The organism is Nocardiopsis dassonvillei subsp. dassonvillei DSM 43111 (assembly GCF_000092985.1).
Taxonomy (GTDB): domain Bacteria; phylum Actinomycetota; class Actinomycetes; order Streptosporangiales; family Streptosporangiaceae; genus Nocardiopsis; species Nocardiopsis dassonvillei.
In genome coordinates this window covers 4,598,814-4,616,541 of the sequence record NC_014210.1, presented here as the reverse complement: position 1 = coordinate 4,616,541, position 17,728 = coordinate 4,598,814, and the positions used below count along the sequence as shown (strand labels likewise).

Sequence of the window (17,728 nt, the reverse complement as noted above, 5' to 3'; positions counted from 1 at the left end):
TTCCGGGGAGCGGGGCCGCTTCCCGAAAGGCCCGCGACGTGCCTCCCGGGGGCGCCTACACCGGGCCCGTCATCTTGGACAGGCCCCCCGCGCCCGCGGGCAGGAACAGCGCGAAGGTCGTCGGCTTGGTCTGCACCAGCTCGATCCGGGCCCCCTCGGACTCGGCGATGTGCCGTGCCAGGGCCAGGCCCAGCCCGGTCCCGCCCCCGCCGCTCACCTCGCGCTCGAAGATCCGGCCCGACAGGTGCTCGGGCACGCCCTCGCCCTCGTCGCTCACCTCGATGCGCACCGACTGCCCGGTGTCCAGCCGCCGGATGGTGACCGTCCCCGCGCCGTGCTTGTAGGCGTTCTCCACCAGGGTCGCGACGATCTGCGCCAGGTCGGCGGAGACGGTCATCGCGGTCAGCCCCGGGTCGCCGGTGACCAGCAGCCTGCGCTGCGCGGACTGGAAGACCGGCTGCCACTCCTCTTGGAGGTGGTGCAGGACGGGGTCGATCTCCACCGCCTCCACCTCGGGGTTCTGGCTCTTGCGGGCCCGTCCCAGCAGGCTCTCCACGGTCTCCACCAGGCGCTCGGTCTGGGCCAGGGCGGCCTCGCCCTCCTCGCGGACCACCTCGGGGTTGTCCGCCTCGGCCAGGATCTCCTCCAGGCGCATCGTCAGCGCGGTCAGCGGCGTGCGCAGCTGGTGCGAGGCGTCGGTCGCGAAGTGGCGCTCGGTGGCGATCAGCCCGGCGATGCGCTCGGCGCTGCGGTCCAGGACCTCCGCCACCCGGTCGGCCTCCGGTATCCCGTACCGGTGGCCCCACGGCGTGGTCACGCCCGAGCCCAGGCGCTCCGCGGTGGCCGCCAGGTCGAGCAGGGGCAGGGTCAGCCTGCGGGCCTGGAACATCGACAGGCCCACGGCGACGCCGATGGCCAGCAGGGACAGCGACGCGATCCCCATCCAGGCGCGGACCACGCTCTGCTGCACGCTCTCGGCGCTCATCCACACCTCGACGCGCGTGCCCCGGCCGGTGGTCGCGGTCGCCTTGAGCATGCTCGGGGAGTCGGGCGCCTCGGGATCGAGCGCGGGATCGCCCGCGGTCACCGAGGTGGGCTCCTCCGCCGGGGTGATCCGGATGAAGCGGTGGGGATGGTCGCGGTCGAACTCGCCCAGGTCGAGTTGGCCGTGCAGCTCCAGCATGGTGTCGCTCTCGGCGCCGATCAGCTCCGCCTCGCCCTGGAGCTGGCGGGTGCTCTCGTCGTACACCAGCTTGTACGTGAGCGCGCCCAGGGGCAGCCCGAGCAGCATGACGGCGATGACGGTCACCACCAGGGTGGAGAAAACCATCCGCCTGCGCATGTCACCTCATGTCCGTGCGACCCGGAGGCGACCGACCGGCGCGGGGCGCCCCGGAAGGTCGCGTCAGTCTCGCTCGAACCGGAAGCCCACACCCCGGACGGTCGTGATGTACGACGGCTGGTTGGCGTCGTCCCCCAGCTTGCGGCGCAGCCAGGAGATGTGCATGTCCAGGGTCTTGGTCGAACCCCACCAGTTGGTGTCCCACACCTCGCGCATGATCTGCTCGCGGGTGACCACCTTGCCCGCGTCGCGGACGAGCACGCGCAGCAGGTCGAACTCCTTGGTGGTGAGCTGGAGCTCGCGTTCGCCCAGCCAGGCCCTGCGGGAGTCGTTGTCGATGCGCACGCCGTGCACGACGGGCACCTCGGCGCCGCCCCGGCGCAGCAGGGCGCGCACGCGCGCCAGGAGTTCGGCGAGCCGGAAGGGCTTGGTGACGTAGTCGTCGGCGCCCGCGTCGAGGCCGACGACGGTGTCCACCTCGTCGGCGCGGGCGGTCAGGATGAGGATGGGCGTTCCGTGACCCTCGGCCCGGAGCCGACGCGCCACCTCTAGCCCGTCCATTTCGGGCAGCCCGAGATCCAGGACCATGAGGTCTATGTCTCCCGCACGGGCACGGTCGAGTGTCTCAACGCCGTTGACGGTCACGTCCACCGTGTAGCCCTCGCGCCGGAGCGCGCGCGCGAGAGGCTCGGAGATCGAGACATCGTCTTCGGCCAGCAAAACGCAGGTCATGTTGTCGATCGTAGGTCCGGGGACGCGCATTTCCCTATTATGCGCGCCGGATGTCCCAAGGTTGGTCGAAAATACGCTAATCACATACCGGGCAAAAGGTTCAATTCGTCATCTTGGTACTTTTCTTTACACTTACATGGTGATAATGGGAAGCTTGGTTCGGGTTCCGCGTCGTCCGGATCGTGCCCCCCGGTGAACAGTGTGGCGGAGAAAATGGGACGATTCATTGCAAAACGTTTGGTAAGTCGGCGTCAGGACAGCGAAGCGTGGAGCCGAGGCGTCCGCCACCAGCCCCGACAACGAGGAGAACGTACGTGAATCCCGACAGTTCGCCACCGCCCTGGAGGCCGCCGGGGGCGTACACGCCCCGGGGCGGGCCGCATCCCCACGGAGCCGGAGACCCGCAGGGCGCAGGTCCTCAGGGCCCGCCGTCGCCTCCGGGGCAGCAGGGCCCTCAGGCAGGCCAGGGCCCTCAGGCAGCGCAGGGTGCCCAAGGCCCTCAGCCCACACCGGGGGCTCAGGGGCCGCACACCTCCCAGAGCACCCAGGTGCCTCCGCTTCCTCAGAGGTTCCAGACACATCAGGGGCCTCCTGCCCCTCAAGGTCCACAGGGCGTTCACGGGCGGGTTCCCCAAGGCCCGCAGGGGCCTCAGGGACCTCAAGGTCCACAGGGGCCCTACGGGCAGCCGCCCCGGTCGCCTCGCCCTGGCCGCTACGGCACCGGCCTGGTGGCCGTGCTCGCCGTGATCGCTGTGCTGGCGGGCGCTTCCTTCCTCGGCGGAGGCCTCGCCTTCGGCGGCAGGATGACCGACCTCGTCGCCGCCGTCAGGAACTCCGAGCCCTCGGCGGAGCCCGGCGGCGAGCCGACCCGGGAGGCACCGACCGGGGACCCCGCCCCCACCGCCGCCCCCGCGCCCACCGGGGAGCCCCTGCCCACCGACGAGCCCTCCGCGGAGCCGACGGACCCACCGTCCTCCGGGGCGGAGAACCTCATCAGCTCGGAGGAGCTCATCGACGAGCTGCGCCGCGACTTCGAGATCGACGCCCGTCTGGACATCACCGACGAGGTCTGCGGCTCGGACCCCGGAGCCGAGGAGACGACCCTCTTCCAGTGCACCTCGTCGATGGACACCAACCTGGTGCGGGTGGCCGCCTTCGAGAACTCCGGAATCGCGATGATCGCCGCGATGGCCATGCTGGAGAGCGAGGAGAACACCGCGGCGGACATCCAGGACGCCTGTCACTTCGTGCTGGTGTGGTTCGAGGAGAACGGCCTGGACCAGCAGGAGCGCGACGACATGGCCGAGGCCACGCGCGAGATCGCGGGCTGCCCCTGAGCGGCCCGGGTCGCGGATCCGGACCCCGTGGGAGCGGCCGGTACGGCGCCGGGTCCCGGGACCTGCGAAGCGCGGCGGCCGTCCGGCCGCCCGGCACGCGCGCGGAGTCGGGAGGCCGTCCGGCCGCTTTCGGGCCAGCCCCGCGGGGCGGACTGCGAGGTCAGCACCGCGGGCGACGCTGCGAGGCCGGGCCTCCGGGGCCGAACCCCGGCCCCGGCCCCGCTGTCAGGAGTCCGAGCCGGGGGAGTCCGCGCCCGCCGTCCTCCCGCGCCTGCGGCCCAGGTAGAGCGCGGCCCCGCCCGCCGCGACGGCGACCACGGCCGCCGCCACCAGACCGAGCAGCGCGCCGCCCGTGCGCGGCAGTGAGCCGTCGGCGTTCCCGCCGGGCTTGCCGGAGCCGTCGTCCGGGCCGTCCGTGGCGGGCGGGTCCGTCGGGTCCGGGCTCGGCCCGCCGTCCGGGTCGGCGGGCCCGTCAGTGGGTCCGCCGGTCGGCGGGTCGGTGGGCGTTCCGCCGCCGTCACCGTCGGGAACGGTGGCCCGCTCGCCCACCACGATGCGGCCGGAACCGCCCTCGGGGTAGGCGGCCTCGGTCACCCGGCCCTCCAGCGTTCCGGTGAGCAGGCCCTCCAGCGCGGCCTGGTAGGTCGCGCCCACCACGGTGAAGTCCGCCCCGCGGAACGGGTACATGTCGCCGCCCCGGGCGGAGAAGTCGTTGGTCACGACCGTGATCGGGTCGCCGTCCACGACCTCGCCGCCCTCCACGAGCACCGTTCCGTCGTGCAGGACCGCGCTGCGGACCCGCTCGCCGGGCGTGGTCACGGCGCCCTCCCCGTCCACCACCTGCGCCGTGCGCTCCGGGTCGTAGGCGAAGTTGACCCCGGCGACCTGCATGAACGCGCCGCTGGCCGCGGGAGCGGCGGCCACGCCCTGCTCCAGCAGCTCCTTGACCTGCGAGCGCGGGATGTCGGGGACCACCGCCACCTGGTTGGCGAACGGGGCGATCGAGTAGGTGTCCAGCGCGGTCAGCGGACCGGCCGGGACCACCGAGGCGTTGCGGATGCCGCCGCCGTTCTGGATGCCGATCTGGGGGGCGGGCACGCCGTACTCCTGCGCGTTGCGCACGCCGGTGTCCAGCAGCGCGTCGGCCACCAGGTTGCCCAGGTTGGTCTCCTGGGTGCGCACGCCGGGGTTCTGGACGCCGTTGAGGTCGACCTCGCTGGTGGCCACCTCCGTCTCCGCCAGGCCCGCCACGTACTCGGACACGGGCGCGGTGACCCGCGACTCCACCTCGGGGTGGGGCTCCACCGCGTCCTCTCCGGCGCCGGAGACCCGGACCGGCCCGGAACGGTCGGAGACCGACACCAGGTCACCGCCGTCGAAGTTCACCACCAGGCGGCCCACGTACTTGTAGTTCGACCCGGCGGTGACGATGGGCACCTCGACGCCCTCGGGGTTGGTGGCCATGAGCGGGTAGGACAGCGGCTCGCCGGTCTCCGGGTGCGCCGTGACCTCGTCGCCGGGCACCAGGGCGTCGTCGGGGCCCGCCATCACCTCGTGGCCGCCGCCCGCGACGATGACGTCGACGCCGGTCAGCTCGCTGGCCACGCGCTCCTCGTAGGCGATCCCCTGGAGGTGCGAGAGGAGGACGATCTTGTCCACGCCCTCGGCGGTCAGCCGGTCGACCTCGGCCTGCACCGGGGCGACGAGGTCCTCCACCACCACGTCGCGCGGACTGGTGATGGTGTCCAGCGGCGGGTACAGCGCTCCCACGACGCCGACCTCGTGGCCGGAGGCCTCCACCACGGTGCTGGGCGCGATCCGGCCCGCGTCCGCCAGGGCGGCCAGGCGCGGCTCCGCGGACACGTCCACGTTGGCGGCGACCACCGCGGCGTCCCCGCCCAGCTGTTCGAGGAAGTCGGCGTACACGTCCGGTCCGAAGTCGAACTCGTGGTTGCCCATGGAGACGGCGTCGTAGTCCGCCTGGTCGGCGGCGAGGGCGTCGTAGAAGGGGGCGCCCTCCTCCCGGGAGGCGGCGAACTCCGGCCCCGGCAGGTACATGTCCCCCGCGTTGACCGTGACGACGCCGCGCTCGTCGGCCTCGTCCTCCCCGGCCGCGGCGCCGCCGCCCTCGGCCTCGCGCAGCCGGTCGAGCAGCATCGTGAAGCGGGCGGCGCCGCCGAAGTCCTCCTGTCCGGAGGCGGACAGCAGCTGGGACTCGGGGTCGTTGGCGTGCAGGATCGTCAGGGTGAAGTCGGCGCCGTCCCCGGGGTTCATGGGGACGGACGCTCCGGCCGCGGGGGCGGACGGCGCCACCAGGGCGCCGGTCAGCACCAGCGCGGCCGAGGCGCGCACGAGTCTGGACATCGTTGCGGGGCTCCTTCGCGGGCGGGGGCGGGGGATCCGCCGGGGCGGACGGGGGGGTGGGCGGACAGGTCCGGAGGGGTTCACCCTAGAGCCGCCCGGGCCGGGGGCACATGGTTCCCACGGTTACGATTTGCAGAATCTGCGGTTCCGATACCGGTTTTTGGCCTGCCCGTATCGCGCTGCGTCACCGGACGGCTCCCCTGGTCCGCCCGGGGCCGCGCCTCCCGCGCCCCGGACCCCTACCATGGACGGGACAAGCCGTCTCACATCCCTCGGAGGACGTCCGTGTTTTCCTCTGGCCAGGACCCGTACGACCCCAACGGGACACAGGGCGCGGGCGGCGTCCCGCCGTACGGGGCGCCCGGCTCCGGGGCCGGTTTCGACGCGCTCCACCCCGACGCCCCCCTCCCCAGGAAGGTGGCCGTCGTCCGCGCCCTGATGTTCGTGGGCGGCGCCTGCGGACTGGCCCTGTCCGGCCTCTTCCTCATGGGGCTCAGCGTCCCGGCCGACGCGATGGACGAGGCGCTGCGCCAGCAGACCGAGCTCGCCGCCCAGGAGGGGCTGGAGCTCGCGGTCAGCGCCGAGGCCATGCGCGCCATGATGGTCGTCATGGCGGCGGTCACGGGCGTGTACGGGCTGCTGTCCACGCTCCTGGCGGGCCGGATCCGGCGCCGCACGGTCGGCGTCTTCTGGGGCGTGGTGCTCTTCCAGGGCGCGGCGGGCGCGCTCCTGCTGTGGACCGTGCTGTCCGGGGACATCCTGGCGCTCGTCCCGCTGGGCTTCGCGGTCATGATGGTGGCGTACATGCTCTCCCGGGAGGGCCGCGCCCACTACGGGCTCCTCTGACCGGGGGTCGTCCACAGCCCCTACCGGCGCCCGCCCCTGTGCGGTTTCCTGGAAGTCGGGGGGTCCTCGGGGCTCTCCCACGCCGTGCTGCCCGCCTTCTGTGACGGGGCACCCACGACTGGCCCCGACCGGCCCGGCGCAGGCCCCCGGCTCCCGCGGTCCCCTCAGCCCTCCCCGCGGCCGAACAGCCCGGCCCGCGGGGGCTGCGGCGGGCGCACCGCCACCTCGGTCCACCGCCGCTCCAGCAGACCCCGCACGGCCGCCGTCCCGGTGACGGCCGCCTCTCCGCCCTCCCCGGACGCGCGTACCCCGCCCTCGACGTTCTCCAGGCCCAGGGCGGCGCGCAGCAGTCCGGCGGAGTCGGGCCGCTCGTCGGGGTCCTTGGACATCGCGACCAGCACCAGCCTCTCCAGGCCGGGCGGCAGGTACTCCAGGTCCGGCTCCTCGAACATCACGCGCCGGGCCATCTCCTTGGCCCCGGCCCGCCCGAAGGGGTCGTGCCCGGCCGCCGCGAAGGCCACGGTCGCGCCCCACAGGAACACGTCCGCGCTCTGCGCGGTGGGTTGGCGCCGGTACTGCTCCGGGCTGATCCACCCCGGGGTGCCCAACCGGTCGACCCGCTCGCTGACCCGCTCGTCGGCCAGCCCCTCCGGCGAGGGCAGCCGCAGGTCCCGGTAGGCGCGGCGCATCCGCCGCAGACGCATCCACTTGGTGGGGTCGGGGTCCTCCACCGGGTGCGCGATCCCGAAGTCCAGCAGTTTGGGCCCCCTGGCCGAGAGCACCACGTTGCTGGGCTTGAGGTCGCGGTGGACCACCCCGGCCGCGTGGACGGCCCGCAGCGCCTCGGCGGTGCCCACGGCCAGACCCAGGAGCATCCCCCCGCGCAGGCGGCCGTACCGCTCCACGTGGCGGCGCAGGGTGGGCCCCGGCACGTACTCGGTGATCATCCACGGCCGCGGCGCCTCCACGTCGGCGCGCACGAACCGCGCCACCGAGGGGCTGTTCACCCTGGCCAGGAGGCGGGCCTCGTGCGCGAAGCGCTCCCGGAAGCGCCGGTCCGCCGCCTGCTCGGCGTGGACGACCTTGACCGCCAGGTAGCCGTGCACGCCGGGGGAGTCGGCGGCGTAGACCGTGCCCATCCCCCCGGAGCCGATCCGCCCCCGCACCCGGTGCCCTCCGATCTCACGGGGGTCGTCCGGCTCCAGGGGGTCGAGTCTGCGCACGCCTCGCGCCTTCATGGGGACTCCCTCCTCACCGGGGACACGCCTCCCTGGGGACACAGGGGACGCGATCCTATCCGGCACGGAGGCGGCGCCGCGGGTCCGCGTGGTCGAAAACCCCTACACCGCAGGAGGTTTCGGTATAAAGATGTCGTAAAGCCCATGCGTGGTCGCGCGCCCGAACCGGGAAGGACACGATGGAGCTCACCCTCTCCGGCGGGTACAACGTCATCCTCACCTCCGACATGATCCGGTCGATCCGCCTGGCCGCGCCCCCGCCCGGCCGGCCGGACGTGTGGTGCCCCGACGTCCGCAAACCGGGGGAGAGCGCGCCCCTCATCGCCCAGGGCCTGGCCGAACGCGACGCCCACGGGGTGCTCGTCCTCACCGAGCGCGGGGTCCAGGCCCGGTCCGTGCTCATGCCCCTGGCCGGGCTGCTCGGCGAGCCCGGACGCGAGGGCAGGCCCACGCTCGACCCCTCCCTCCCCGAGGAGCGCGCCCGGAGGCTGCGCCTGGCCCTGGACGCGGTGCGCGGCAGGCGCTTCCCGCGCGGCACCGGCGGCGGCGAACGGAACAGGGCGTTCGCACGGGTGGCCTACGCGCTCTTCTGGGCCCTCGCCGTGTGCTGGATGGTCCTGGACCTGCCCCTGGGCGCCGAGATCACCCTTCTGGCGGCGTCCGCGCTCGCGGTGGCGGGCGCGGCACTGGCCCGCACGCGCCACCAGCGGGCGGAGAGGGAGCGCGACCCCGTGCGGATCGTCCAGTCCGCCGAGGGGGAGTTCGTGTCCCCCGGAGCGCTCGACGAGGAGTCCCGCGCCCTCCTGAAGCGCGCGCAGAGGGCAGTGGACGCGGTCCTGGGCTCCCCGCTGCACGAGCGGGGGCTCCTGCTGGACACCGTCCGCAACCGCGTGGTGCTGGCCGACGTGGAGTGGTCCCTCGCGCGCAGCCTCCTCCACCAGACCCGGGTCAGGGAGCGGATCTCCCGCACGCCCACGCCCGGGGAGCGCAGCCGCGAGGCCGCCGCACGCGCCGCCGCCGTCCTGGCCGCCGAGACGGCCGAGGTGACGGCGCGGATCGCCGTCCTGGAGGACTACGCGGACCGCGTGCGCGCCGCCGAACTGGACGACCAGGACCGCAGGTCGGCCCGGGAACTCGACGCGATCGCCGCCGAGGCCGCCGAGGCGGGCGCCGTGCACGAGCAGAGCGCCGAGACGCTCGACTCCCTCGTGCGGGCCCAGGAACTGGCCCTGCGGGTGGCCGCGCTGGCCGACGACCAGGACTGAACCGCTCCCGCGCGGGTTGTCCACAGGCCGAGGCCGGGTCCGCCGAACGTCGGCGGTCTCTGGCACTGTCGTAGGGGAGGAAGGGAGCCCCGCATGACCCCCGGACAGTTCATCGACGCCGCCCTGTGGTTCCCCGAGGCCGGGGAGACCGAGCCCTTCGGCCCCGGCTACCTGGTCTACAAGGTGGCCGGGCAGAAGATGTTCGCCCTGCTCATGGGGGGAGACGACGGAAACGGCCCAGCCACGGCCAACCTCAAGTGCGACCCCGGGCTGGCCTTGGAGCTGCGCGACCAGTTCCCCGCCGTCACGCCCGGGTACCACATGAACAAGAAGCACTGGAACTCCGTGCTCCTGGACGGCACGGTGCCCGAGGACGAGATCCTGGAGATGCTCAGACACTCCTACGTCCTGGTGGCGGGGAGCCTGCGCCGGGCCGACCGCGACCGCGTGCTCGCGGCGCTGGGCGACGGCGCGCCGGAGACCGGCGGACCGGCCCCGCGGGCCCCGGAGAGGGCGTGAACGAGGAGAGGACGGCCACGTGCCCGACGCGACCTTCCGACCAGCCGTCGTCCAGGGCGTCCTGGAGCGGGTCACCTACGCCAACGAGGAGAACGGCTACACCGTCGCCAAGGTCGACACGGGCCGGGGCGCGCACGACCTCCTCACCGTCGTGGGCTCCCTCATGGGAGTCCAGCCCGGCGAGGCGCTGCGCATGCGCGGCCGCTGGGGCTCCCACCCGCAGTACGGCCGCCAGTTCCACGTGGACGACTACACGACCGTCCTGCCCGCCACGGTCCAGGGCATCCGCCGCTACCTCGGCTCCGGCCTGATCAAGGGGATCGGCCCCAAGATGGCCGAGCGGATCGTCGACCACTTCGGCACCGACGCCCTGGAGGTCATCGAGGAGCATCCGGAACGGCTCATCGAGGTCCCGGGCCTGGGGCCCAAGCGCACCCGGCTCATCGCCGACGCCTGGGAGGAGCAGAAGGCCATCAAGGAGGTGATGGTCTTCCTCCAGGGCGTGGAGGTCACCACCTCCCTGGCCGTGCGCATCTACAAGAAGTACGGCGACGCCTCCATCCAGATCGTGCAGAAGGAGCCCTACCGCCTGGCCACCGACGTGTGGGGGATCGGCTTCAAGACCGCCGACACCATCGCCCGAGCGGTCGGCATCCCGCACGACAGCCCGCAGCGGGTCATGGCGGGTATCCAGTTCACCCTCTCGGAGTCCACCGGCGACGGGCACGTCTACCTGCCCGAGGAGAAGCTCATCTCGGCGGCCGTGAAGATCCTCCAGGTGGAGGCCGGGCTGGTGATCGAGTGCGTGGCCGAACTCGTGGCCACCGAGGGCGTGGTGCGCGAGACCGTGCCCGGGCCCGAGGGCGAGCCGGTGCGCGCCGTCTACCTGCTGCCCATGCACCGCGCCGAGATCGGTCTCGCCTCCGGCCTGCGCGGCCTGCTCCACGCCCCGGCCGACCGCATGCCCGCGTTCGCCGGGGTGGACTGGGACGTGGCCCTGGACTGGCTGCGCTCGCGCACGCGCGCCGACCTCGCCGAGGCCCAGAGGGAGGCCGTGCGGCTGGCCCTGTCGGAGAAGGTGTGCGTGCTCACCGGCGGGCCCGGCTGCGGCAAGTCCTTCACGGTCGCCTCCATCGTCACCCTGGCCATGGCCAAGCGCGCCACGATCGTCCTGGCCGCGCCCACCGGGCGCGCCGCCAAGCGCCTCACCGAGATGACCGGCATCGAGGCCCGCACGGTGCACCGGCTCCTCGAACTCCGCCCGGGCGGCGACGCCGCCTACGACCGGGACAACCCCCTCGACTGCGACCTGCTGGTGGTGGACGAGGCCTCCATGCTGGACGTGATCCTGGCCAACAAGCTGGTCAAGGCGGTCCCGCCCGGGGCGCACCTGCTGTTCGTCGGCGACGTGGACCAGCTGCCCTCCGTGGGCGCGGGCCAGGTGCTGCGCGACCTGCTGGACGGGGACTCGCCCGTGCCGAGCGTGCGACTGACCCACGTCTTCCGCCAGGCCCAGAACTCCGGGGTGATCACCAACGCCCACCGGATCAACGGCGGCGAGCCGCCGGAGTTCCACGGTATGTCCGACTTCTTCCTCTTCCCCTGCGAGGAGTCCGAGGACGCGGCCGAGATGACCGTGGACGTGGTCGCCCGCCGCATCCCGCGCCGGTTCGGCCTCGACCCGCGCCGGGACGTCCAGGTCCTCACCCCCATGAAGGGCGGCCCGGCCGGGGCGGCCAACCTCAACACGGCCCTCCAGGCCGCCGTGACGCCCTCCGGCGAGCACGTCCCCGAACGCCGGTTCGGCGGGCGCGTCTTCCGCGTCGGAGACAAGGTCACCCAGGTCCGCAACAACTACGACAAGGGCGAGAACGGGGTGTTCAACGGAACGCTCGGCGTGGTCACGGGGCTCGACGAGGTCGCCCAGGAGGTCCTGGTCCGCACCGACGAGGACGAGGAGATCGCCTACGACTTCGCCGAACTCGACGAGCTCGCCCACGCCTACGCCATCACCGTGCACCGCTCCCAGGGCAGCGAGTACCCCGCGGTGGTCGTGCCGGTCACCACCAGCGCCTGGATGATGCTCCAGCGCAACCTGCTCTACACGGCCGTCACGAGGGCCAAGAAGCTGGTGGTCCTGGTCGGCTCCCGCCGCGCCCTGGCCCAGGCGGTGCGCAACGCCTCCTCCGGGCGCAGGCACACGGCCCTGGCGCACCGGCTGCGGTCGGCCGGTCGGCCGCCGGAGGAGCCCCCGCCCCCGGACGCCCCCTGACCGCACGCCACGGAAAAAGAAGGTGAACGTTCGCCGACATCCCTCACGCGCCTCCGTCCGGCGACGTAGGCTCTGCCCCGACCTCCGGTTCCGGGCGCCGCGTCCCGCCCCGGTCGGACCACCAGCCACATCGGAGGCCGACGCTCTTTCCACTCCCCCCGGAGAGCGGCGGCACCCCCGGGCGCCGGCCTCCCCGCGTCGGCGCCCGGGGCCCCGACCCGAAGGTCACCGGCACTGGTTAGGCTCGGGAACCGTGGAACAGCAGACCCTGATCGTGGTGGGCGCCGTCCTCGTCCGTGACGGCCGCGTCCTGGCCGCCCAGCGCGCCGAACCCGAGGCCCTGCGCGGCCGGTGGGAGTTCCCCGGCGGCAAGGTCGATCCGGGGGAGACCCCGGAGCAGGCCCTGGTCCGCGAGTGCCGCGAGGAACTCGGCGCCACCGTCCGACCCCTGCACCAGCTCGGCGCGGACGCGCCCTTCCCCGCGCCCGCCAGGAGGCACACGCGCCCCGCCGTGCTGCGGCTCTGGCGCGCGGAACTGGTCGAGGGGGAGCCCCGGCCCCTGGAGCACCTGTCCCTGCGCTGGCTCGCCGCCGACGAACTGCGCGGACCGGACTGGCTGCCCGCCGACGTGCCCTTCCTCGACCTCGTCGAACCCCTGCTCACCCCGGGCGCCGTCCCCCGCTCCTGACCCCCGCGGGCGCCGCGGGGCCGCCCCAGCGGGCCTCCCGCGTCCCCGAGCGGGACCCTGCGGCGAACGGGTGCCGCCCGGCGCCGCCGTGCGCCCCGCGGGGGCGACCGGCCTCCACCGGGTTCGTCTCCATCGGCACGCCCGCACGGGGCCCGCCCGCACCGCGCTTGTCTGCGCGGGCCCGCCCGCACCGGGCCCGCCCGCACCGGGCCCGCCCGCGCGGGACCCGCCTCCACTGGGCCCGTCCGCGCCGGGCTTGCGTGCACGGGGCTCGCCCACACCGGGCCGTGACGGCGGCGGCCTGCACGTTTTCCCCAGCAGTCCACCATGACCGCATAAACTGGCGGTGGGCCGTGGCACTCCGCGGTTCTTCCCAGTACCAGGAGATCGAGCTTTCCCATGTCCAGCGCTACGCCCGTCGAGGGCTCCGCACGCCGCAGCGACCTCCGCAACGTCGCGATCGTGGCCCATGTGGACCACGGCAAGACGACCCTCGTTGACGCCATGCTCTGGCAGTCCGGTGTGTTCCGGGAGAACCAGGACGTCGATGACCGGGTGATGGACTCCAACGACCTGGAGCGCGAGAAGGGCATCACCATTCTCGCCAAGAACACGGCCGTCCACTACACCACGCCCGAGGGCGAGGACGTGGTCATCAACATCATCGACACCCCCGGCCACGCCGACTTCGGCGGCGAGGTCGAGCGCGGCCTGTCGATGGTCGACGGCGTGGTCCTGCTCGTGGACGCCAGCGAGGGCCCCCTCCCGCAGACCCGCTTCGTGCTGCGCAAGGCCCTCCAGGCCAAGCTCCCCGTCATCCTCGTGATCAACAAGGTCGACCGGCCCGACAGCCGGATCGCCGAGGTCGTGGACGACACCTACGAGCTGTTCATGGACCTGGACGCCGACGAGTCGCAGATCGAGTTCCCGATCGTCTACGCCTGCGCCCGCGACGGCAAGGCCTCCCTGGAGCGCCCCGCCAACGGCACGGTGCCCGACAACGACAACCTCGTGCCGCTGTTCAGCACCATCCTGGACACCATCCCGGCCCCCGAGTACATCCCCGAGGCCCCGCTCCAGGCGCACGTGACCAACCTGGACGCCTCCCCGTTCCTCGGCCGCCTGGCGCTGTGCCGCATCCAGCAGGGCGAGCTGCGCAAGGGCCAGCAGGTCGCGTGGATCCGCACCGACGGCAGCACCCAGCAGGTCAAGATCACCGAGCTGCTCATGACCGAGGGCCTGGAGCGCAAGCCCGCCGAGAAGGCCGGGCCCGGCGACATCGTCGCCATCGCCGGTATCGAGGACATCATGATCGGCGAGACCCTCGCCGACCTGGAGAACCCGGTCCCGCTGCCGCTCATCCAGGTGGACGAGCCCGCCATCTCCATGACCATCGGCACCAACACCTCGCCGCTGGTCGGCAAGGTCAAGGGCGCCAAGGTCACCGCGCGCCTGGTCAAGGACCGCCTCGACAAGGAGCTCGTCGGCAACGTCTCCCTGCGGGTCCTGCCCACCGAGCGCCCCGACGCCTGGGAGGTGCAGGGCCGCGGCGAGCTGGCGCTGGCCATCCTGGTCGAGCAGATGCGCCGCGAGGGCTACGAGCTGACCGTCGGCAAGCCGCAGGTGGTCACCCGGGTCGTGGACGGCAAGGTGCACGAGCCCGTCGAGCGCCTCACCGTGGACGCCCCCGAGGAGTACATGGGCGCCATCACGCAGCTGCTCAGCATCCGCAAGGGCCGCATGGAGAACATGGTCAACCACGGCACCGGCTGGGTGCGCATGGACTGGCTGGTGCCCTCCCGCGGCCTCATCGGCTTCCGCACCGAGTTCCTCACCGAGACCCGCGGCACCGGTATCGCCCACCACGTCTTCGAGAAGTTCGAGCCGTGGTTCGGCGAGCTGCGCACCCGCCCCAACGGGTCCCTGGTGGCCGACCGCGCCGGCTCGGCCGTCGCGTTCGCGATGTTCAACCTCCAGGAGCGCGGCACGCTCTTCGTCGAGCCGGGCACCGAGGTCTACGAGGGCATGATCGTGGGCGAGAACTCGCGCGCCGACGACATGGACGTCAACATCACCAAGGAGAAGAAGCTCACCAACATGCGCTCGGCCACCGGCGACGAGCTGGTGCGCCTGGTGCCGCCGCGCAAGCTGTCCCTGGAGCAGGCCCTGGAGTTCTGCCGCGAGGACGAGTGCGTGGAGGTCACCCCCGAGCACGTGCGCATCCGCAAGGTCGTCCTGGACCAGAAGGAGCGCGGCCGCATGACGGCCAACAAGAAGCGCCAGCAGCAGTAGGACCGCTGCCACCGCCCGTGGGCGGGCCGCTCCGGCGGCCCGCCCACGACGCGTTTTCCGGCCGGTCCCCTCGGGTAGACCCCTGAGCAGCATGAAGTCCGAGCCCACGTGTCCCCGTTGCGGGCGCGCGGTCCAGCCTCCGGGGCTGTGGACCAGCGCCTGGCAGTGTGACGCCCACGGGCCGGTGGCGCCCCTCCAGGAGGTGCGCGCCCCCGGGGCGGCCGCGCTGGAGGCACTCCTGCCCCAGGCGCACGTCCCGGTCTGGATCCCCTGGCCGCTGCCCGCCAACTGGGTGGTCACCGGCTTCGCCGAGGCCGGTGACGACCGCAGCGGCGCCCTCGCCACGGCCGTGGCCCTCTCCGGGCCCGACCTGGTCGGCGGTGTCGGCGAGGTGGTCATCGTCGCCGAGGACCCGGGGATCGGGCTCGGCGCCCGCCTCGCCGGGCTGGAGGGCCCCGACCCAGGCGACGGCTTCGACGCCTCCGCCGCCGACGCCAAGGTGCGCTTCGACGGCCACGAGATCGCCCTGTGGAGCCTGGACGTGGGCCCCGACCGCGCCGTCTACACCGGCGAGGCGCTCGCCCAGTGGCTGTGGCTGGTCTTCGCCTCCGCCGACACCGGCGTGCTCATGTGCGAGATCGGTTCCCTGCGGGACCTGCGCGACATCCGTGACGGCGGGCTCTCCCTGGAACCGCCCTTCGGCGCCCCCAGCCCCTTCCTCACCCAGGCCCTGGCGCCCCGGCGGGACCCGGACTGAACCGGCAAGGGGTCTCGCCCCGGCCGAGCGCGCCGGACCGCGCCCTACGTACAATCGCCCGGTGACACGTATCGACCTGCACGCCCACAGCTCGGTCTCCGACGGAACCGACACGCCCGCCGAAGTCGTCGAGCACGCGGTCGCCGCGGGTCTCGACGTGCTCGCCCTCACCGACCACGACACGGTCGGCGGCATCGGGGAGGCGGCCCAGAACCTGCCCCCCGGATTCACCCTGGTCCCCGGGATGGAGCTCTCCTGCGCCCACGCGGGGTCCAGCGTCCACCTGGTGTGCTACCTGTTCGACCCCGACGACCCCGCGCTCGACGGTGAACTGCGCCGGGTCCGCTCCGACCGCGCCTCCCGCGCCGAGGAGATGGTCCGCAAGCTCCACGAGAACGGGGTCGGCGTCACCTGGGAGCGGGTGCTGGAGATCGCGGGCGCCGGCCGCGACGAGTACGCCGACGCCAACACGATCGGCCGCCCGCACCTGGCCCGCGCGATCGTGGAGGCGGGCGCGGCCAAGGACGTGCAGGACGCCTTCGACCGCTGGATCGGCTCCGGCGGCCCGGCCTACGTCTCGCGGTACGCGATCGACCCGGTCCGCGCGGTGGAGCTGGTCCGGGCGGCGGGCGGGGTCTGCTCGCTGGCGCACCCGGGGCGGGCGGAGGGCGCCCTCAACGGCGCGGTCCCCCTCGAACTCGTGGAGCGCATGGCCGGGGCGGGCCTGGGGGCGATCGAGGCCGACCACCCCTCGCACAACCGGCACCAGGCCCGCCACTGGCGGGGCGTGGCCGAGGAGCTGGGCGTGCTGGTCACCGGCTCCAGCGACGACCACGGAAGCCTCACCGGCCGCCGCCTGGGGTGCAGGACCACCGACCCGGAGGCGTTCGAACGGCTGGTGGCGCCCGCGACGGGCGCCCCCCTTCTGCGCGGGTGAACCGCGTGTCCTCGTCCCGGCGTCCGGTACGGTACCGACCACTGTGCGGGAGCGCGACAATGGTCGCAGCGCAACCACCCATACCCGGACGAAGTCGAGAGGTCTGAGCCGTGTTCTGGAATCGGAAGTCGAAGAAGCAGGAGGGCCAGGAGGCCACCGATTCCGCTGCGGAGGCCGCGGCGGAGCGCGAGGAGACCACCGCCGCCAGCGGGGACGTGGCCGCGGAGGACGGGGCCAAGGACCCGGCCGGGACCGCCGAGGCCTCCGCCGAGGCCGCCGACGACGGCGCCGCCGAGCCCGCCGTCGACGCCGGGGAGCTCACCGGGGCGGAGAAGGACGGGGCCGCCGAGGGCTCCGCCGCCGACGAGAAGGCGGAGGAGGCCGGGGAGGCGGACGGGTCCGAGGACTCCGACGCGGACGACGAGTCCGACGACGAGGAGGACGAGGCGCCGGTGAAGGCCGACGTCTTCGCCGACGAGGGCGAGGAGGCCGGGGTGACCGGCCCCGACGAGGACGGCATCACGCGCGTGCGCACCGCCGGGACCTTCGAGTTCGACGGCGAGGAGTACCCGGTCGTCAGCAACACCTGGATCATCGACGCCGACGACGAGGGCGTCGTCGTCATCGACCCCGGCCACGACGCCGAGGCGATCCTGGCGGCCATCGGTGAGCGCGAGGTCTACCTGGTGGCCTGCACCAACGCCTACAGCCCCCACATCGAGTCGGCCATCAAGGTCGCCGAGGAGTCCGAGGCCCCCATCGCGCTGCACCCCCGCGAGATGCGCGCCTGGCGCCGCCACCACGGCGCCGAGCACCGCCCCGAGATCGAGGTGGAGGGCCAGGGCGCCCTCGACATCGGCAAGCTGCACATCGACGTCCTGGCCCTGCCCGGCACCTCCCCCGGCACCGTCGGCTACTACGTCAGCGAACGCGGCGTCGTCTTCGGCGGCGACACCCTGCGCAAGGGCGAGCCCGGCATGGTCGGCAACACCTACATCGACTACACCACGCAGCTCGCCTCCATCGGCGAGGCGCTGCTGTCCCTGCCCCCGGACACGCGCATCCTGCCCGACCGCGGCCCGGCCACCACCGCGGCGGCCGAGGGCAAGAACTTCGACTCCTGGGTCTGAGCACGGACC

The 17,728-nt window shown here is 73.4% G+C and carries 14 protein-coding genes; 10 read left to right on the top strand and 4 right to left on the bottom strand.

Going from position 1 to position 17,728, the window contains the following annotated elements; translation table 11 throughout:
- Window positions 1-55: 55 nt before the first annotated feature.
- Both NDAS_RS19045 and NDAS_RS19040 read right to left on the bottom strand, forming a co-directional pair.
- Complete coding sequence (locus NDAS_RS19045; protein ID WP_013154851.1) at window positions 56-1,342, bottom strand: sensor histidine kinase; 1,287 nt, start codon at window positions 1,340-1,342, stop codon at window positions 56-58.
- A 63-nt stretch (window positions 1,343-1,405) separates the two neighbouring features.
- The gene (locus NDAS_RS19040) at window positions 1,406-2,074 is read right to left on the bottom strand and encodes a response regulator transcription factor (protein WP_013154850.1); all 669 of its coding nucleotides are present in this window, start codon (window positions 2,072-2,074) and stop codon (window positions 1,406-1,408) included.
- 728 nt (window positions 2,075-2,802) lie between these two features.
- Between NDAS_RS19040 and NDAS_RS19035 the strand changes: the two genes are divergently transcribed.
- Window positions 2,803-3,411 carry a hypothetical protein gene (locus NDAS_RS19035; protein WP_013154849.1) on the top strand — a complete coding sequence of 203 codons (609 nt, stop codon included), beginning with the start codon at window positions 2,803-2,805 and terminating at the stop codon, window positions 3,409-3,411.
- 225 nt (window positions 3,412-3,636) lie between these two features.
- Here NDAS_RS19035 and NDAS_RS19030 read toward each other — a convergent pair whose 3' ends face one another.
- Complete coding sequence (locus NDAS_RS19030) at window positions 3,637-5,775, bottom strand: 5'-nucleotidase C-terminal domain-containing protein (protein ID WP_013154848.1); 2,139 nt, start codon at window positions 5,773-5,775, stop codon at window positions 3,637-3,639.
- A 285-nt stretch (window positions 5,776-6,060) separates the two neighbouring features.
- Here NDAS_RS19030 and NDAS_RS19025 point away from each other — a divergent pair, with 285 nt between their 5' ends.
- Window positions 6,061-6,621, top strand: coding sequence for a hypothetical protein (locus NDAS_RS19025; RefSeq protein ID WP_013154847.1), 561 nt, complete (start codon window positions 6,061-6,063; stop codon window positions 6,619-6,621).
- Between the two features lie 164 nt (window positions 6,622-6,785).
- Here NDAS_RS19025 and NDAS_RS19020 read toward each other — a convergent pair whose 3' ends face one another.
- Window positions 6,786-7,859, bottom strand: coding sequence for a serine/threonine-protein kinase (locus NDAS_RS19020; protein ID WP_013154846.1), 1,074 nt, complete (start codon window positions 7,857-7,859; stop codon window positions 6,786-6,788).
- A gap of 179 nt (window positions 7,860-8,038) precedes the next feature.
- Between NDAS_RS19020 and NDAS_RS19015 the strand changes: the two genes are divergently transcribed.
- The 8 genes from NDAS_RS19015 (at window position 8,039) to NDAS_RS18980 (ending at window position 17,719) form a co-directional block, all read left to right on the top strand.
- Window positions 8,039-9,124 carry a hypothetical protein gene (locus NDAS_RS19015; protein WP_013154845.1) on the top strand — a complete coding sequence of 362 codons (1,086 nt, stop codon included), beginning with the start codon at window positions 8,039-8,041 and terminating at the stop codon, window positions 9,122-9,124.
- Between the two features lie 93 nt (window positions 9,125-9,217).
- Complete coding sequence (locus NDAS_RS19010; RefSeq protein WP_013154844.1) at window positions 9,218-9,643, top strand: MmcQ/YjbR family DNA-binding protein; 426 nt, start codon at window positions 9,218-9,220, stop codon at window positions 9,641-9,643.
- Between the two features lie 19 nt (window positions 9,644-9,662).
- The gene (gene recD2 / locus NDAS_RS19005; RefSeq protein ID WP_013154843.1) at window positions 9,663-11,915 is read left to right on the top strand and encodes an SF1B family DNA helicase RecD2; all 2,253 of its coding nucleotides are present in this window, start codon (window positions 9,663-9,665) and stop codon (window positions 11,913-11,915) included.
- A 253-nt stretch (window positions 11,916-12,168) separates the two neighbouring features.
- Window positions 12,169-12,603 carry a (deoxy)nucleoside triphosphate pyrophosphohydrolase gene (locus tag NDAS_RS19000; RefSeq protein WP_013154842.1) on the top strand — a complete coding sequence of 145 codons (435 nt, stop codon included), beginning with the start codon at window positions 12,169-12,171 and terminating at the stop codon, window positions 12,601-12,603.
- Window positions 12,604-13,002: 399 nt separating this feature from the next.
- The gene (gene typA / locus NDAS_RS18995; RefSeq protein WP_013154841.1) at window positions 13,003-14,895 is read left to right on the top strand and encodes a translational GTPase TypA; all 1,893 of its coding nucleotides are present in this window, start codon (window positions 13,003-13,005) and stop codon (window positions 14,893-14,895) included.
- Between the two features lie 91 nt (window positions 14,896-14,986).
- Window positions 14,987-15,652, top strand: a complete 666-nt coding sequence (locus NDAS_RS18990; protein ID WP_013154840.1) for a DUF6758 family protein — start codon at window positions 14,987-14,989, stop codon at window positions 15,650-15,652.
- 61 nt (window positions 15,653-15,713) lie between these two features.
- On the top strand, window positions 15,714-16,589 hold the full coding sequence (locus tag NDAS_RS18985; protein WP_013154839.1) for a PHP domain-containing protein: 876 nt from the start codon (window positions 15,714-15,716) through the stop codon (window positions 16,587-16,589).
- A 110-nt stretch (window positions 16,590-16,699) separates the two neighbouring features.
- On the top strand, window positions 16,700-17,719 hold the full coding sequence (locus NDAS_RS18980; RefSeq protein ID WP_013154838.1) for an MBL fold metallo-hydrolase: 1,020 nt from the start codon (window positions 16,700-16,702) through the stop codon (window positions 17,717-17,719).
- The last annotated feature ends 9 nt before the right edge of the window (window positions 17,720-17,728 follow it).